Genomic DNA, 2934 nt, shown 5'->3' with positions numbered 1-2934 from the left:
TCAGCGTTTCAGTACGCGAGGGCGGCAATTGGGCCCGCCATGCGCTCTCACCCGACCCCTCTCTCACTTGTGGGAGAGGGGAGACCCAGAAGGCAATCTAAGCCATGGATATTTTCGGAATACCGCTACCCGCCATGCTGTCCCAGCTGCTGCTGGGCCTGGTCAACGGCGCCTTCTACGCGATGCTGAGCCTTGGGCTGGCCGTGATCTTCGGCCTGCTTAACGTGATCAACTTCGCGCACGGCGCGCTCTTCATGCTCGGTGCCGTGCTGGCATGGGCGGGCATGGAGTACGTCGGACTCAATTACTGGGTGATGCTGATTCTCTCGCCGCTCGTGGTCGGCGTGCTGGGTGTCATCATCGAGAAGACGATGCTGCGCTGGATCTACAAGCTCGATCACATCTACGGCTTGCTGCTCACGCTGGGCATCACGCTGGTGATCGAAGGCGTGTTCCGCTCGATCTACGGGGTGTCGGGGCTGCCGTACTCGGCGCCCGATGCGCTGCAGGGCGCGACCGATCTCGGATTCATGATCCTGCCGAACTATCGCGCATGGGTGGTGGCCGCGTCGATCGTAGTGTGCCTGGCCACTTGGTTCGTGATCGAGAAGACCAAGCTCGGCGCGTACCTTCGCGCCGGCACCGAGAACCCCAAGATCGTCGAGGCATTCGGTATCAACGTGCCGCTGATGGTCACGCTGACCTACGGCTTCGGCGTGGCGCTGGCAGCGTTTGCCGGCGTGCTGGCGGCACCGGTCATCCAGGTGTCGCCGCTGATGGGCCAGAACCTGATCATCATCGTGTTCGCGGTGGTGGTGATCGGCGGCATGGGCTCGATCATGGGATCGATCATCACGGGCCTGGGGCTCGGTGTGATCGAAGGCCTGACCAAGGTGTTCTACCCTGAGGCATCGTCGACCGTGGTGTTCTTCATCATGGTGATCGTGCTGATGCTGCGCCCGGCAGGGCTGTTCGGGAGGGAAAAGTGATGAGTGGACCGACCGGACAAACGACTGCGGCCGTGGAGGCCAAGGGCTTCAAGGAAGGAACGGGCGTGCAGAAGAAAGTGTTGTATGGCCTGCTGTTGCTGGGCCTGATCGCGGCGCCGCTGGCCGGTGCCTACCCGGTGTTCGTGCTCAAGGTGCTGTGCTTCGCGCTGTTCGCGTGCGCCTTCAATCTGCTGATCGGCTTCACGGGCCTGCTGTCGTTCGGCCACGCGGCGTTCTTCGGCGGCGCGGGCTATGCGGCAGGGCACGCGATGAAGGTCTGGGGCGTGACACCCGAACTCGGCCTGATCTTCGGCACGCTGAGCGGCGCGGCGATCGGCTACGTGGTGGGTTCGCTGGCGATTCGCCGCCAGGGCATCTACTTCTCGATGATCACACTGGCGCTGGCGCAGATGCTGTTCTTCTTCTGCCTGCAGGTGCCGATGACGGGTGGTGAGGACGGGCTGCAGGGCATTCCGCGCGGCAAGCTGCTTGGCGTGCTGCCGCTCTCCGACGACCTGACCCTCTACTACGTGGCCCTGGTCATCATCGTGGCGGCGTTCGCGCTGATCGTGCGCACGGTGCACTCGCCGTTCGGCCAAATCTTGAAGGCCATCCGCGAGAACGAGCCGCGTGCCATTTCTCTGGGTTACGATGTCGACCGCTTCAAGCTGCTGGCCTTCGTGCTTTCGGCAGCGCTCTCCGGTCTGGCTGGCTCGATCAAGGCGCTGGTGCTCGGCTTCGAGACGCTGACGGACGTGCACTGGTCGATGTCGGGCTCGGTGATCCTGATGACGCTGGTGGGCGGCCTGGGCACACTGTCCGGCCCGATCGTCGGTGCGTTCGTGGTGGTGGCGCTCGAGAACAAGCTGGGCGATATCGGCACGTTCCTGGCCTCGGTGACCGGCCTCGACTGGTTCAATTCGCTGGGCGAATCGGTGACGATGGTGACGGGCGTGATCTTCGTGATCTGCGTGCTGACCTTCCGCCGCGGGATCATGGGCGAGCTGATCGCACTCACGAGCCGGAAGAAATAGCAAGGGTGTGAAGACGGGTCGACATGCCCGATTTTGGGGCTAGGGTTATTGCTGACTTGTTTCATACGCACCGCTTCGTTACATTCCATATACGGTTTTCGCAGGTTACTTGGAGGCGGAAGCGAGGAGACGACAGGCGCGCACCCGGTGTCGGGTAGCAGCAGCCAATACGATAAAAGGGCGTTGCCGGGTGATCCCCAGCAACGCCTTTTTCATTTCTGGCGCCTGAATATCAACTTTCAGTCACTTCTCCAGCGCCCATGTCGATGGGAAGTGCGGGTGATGCAACTTCGGCATGACCGCCCGCAAAGCCCCATGCGACAATGCCGGCCAGCTTCCAAGGCCCGGTCATGTCCGTCCATCCCGACTCCCCGATTCCCATTGAAACGCAGCGCTGGGTACGCCCAGGCGTGGCGGCCGACGCGCCCGTCCTGGATGCGTGGCTGATGGCACGTGCGCCACTGGCGGTGCCCGAGGCGCGTGGGCGGCGGCTGGCGCTGGATGCCTTGCTGGAGCAGGGCGGACACGGCATCTGCCTGATGGCAGGCACCGACGCGGTGCGCGCGCTATTGCCCATAGTGCTTGTCCACAGCTTGTCCACAGGTGGACGGGTGGCAATGGCGACCGAGTGGTGGCCGCCGGAATCCGGCGATGCCGACGACTGGCTGGCCGAATGCTGCATCGTGCTGGCCGAGTGGTGCCGGGCTCACGGCATCCGTCACGCCATGCTGGCACCTGGACTGATCGCCGATGCCGCGCGCGCGCCAGCCGGCTTCGTGCGAGGGGCTGAAGGCCTCTGGCGCGGCAACCTCGTACCGACAGCCAAGCATCTGGGCTGACAGGCGCTTCCGAACCCTTCCTGATTGTTCATCCATGGAGTTTGTCTTTCGTAAGCGCTCAATTGACGACGT

General features: G+C 63.3%; 3 protein-coding genes. All 3 read left to right on the top strand.

What is annotated here, in order from left to right; all coding sequences use genetic code 11:
- The first annotated feature begins 104 nt into the window (after window positions 1–104).
- The 3 genes from D769_RS29430 (at window position 105) to D769_RS29420 (ending at window position 2862) form a co-directional block, all read left to right on the top strand.
- Entirely contained in the window at window positions 105–989 is an 885-nt protein-coding gene (locus D769_RS29430) for a branched-chain amino acid ABC transporter permease (RefSeq protein WP_008652243.1), read from the top strand.
- Window positions 989–2023 carry a branched-chain amino acid ABC transporter permease gene (locus D769_RS29425; RefSeq protein WP_008652242.1) on the top strand — a complete coding sequence of 345 codons (1035 nt, stop codon included), beginning with the start codon at window positions 989–991 and terminating at the stop codon, window positions 2021–2023. Before D769_RS29430 ends, D769_RS29425 begins: the two co-directional genes overlap by 1 nt.
- Before the next feature lie 350 nt (window positions 2024–2373).
- Window positions 2374–2862, top strand: coding sequence for a hypothetical protein (locus tag D769_RS29420; protein WP_241227920.1), 489 nt, complete (start codon window positions 2374–2376; stop codon window positions 2860–2862).
- The last annotated feature ends 72 nt before the right edge of the window (window positions 2863–2934 follow it).

The sequence above is a fragment of the Cupriavidus sp. HMR-1 genome, assembly GCF_000319775.1.
In the GTDB taxonomy this organism is placed as follows: domain Bacteria; phylum Pseudomonadota; class Gammaproteobacteria; order Burkholderiales; family Burkholderiaceae; genus Cupriavidus; species Cupriavidus metallidurans.
This window is presented reverse-complemented; position numbering and strand designations above follow the sequence as displayed.

Coding starts and splice junctions, on each gene's coding strand:
- D769_RS29430 (WP_008652243.1), top strand. CDS start 105: ATGGATATTTTCGGAATACCGCTACCCGCCATGCTGTCCCAGCTGCTG.
- D769_RS29425 (WP_008652242.1), top strand. CDS start 989: ATGAGTGGACCGACCGGACAAACGACTGCGGCCGTGGAGGCCAAGGGC.
- D769_RS29420 (WP_241227920.1), top strand. CDS start 2,374: ATGTCCGTCCATCCCGACTCCCCGATTCCCATTGAAACGCAGCGCTGG.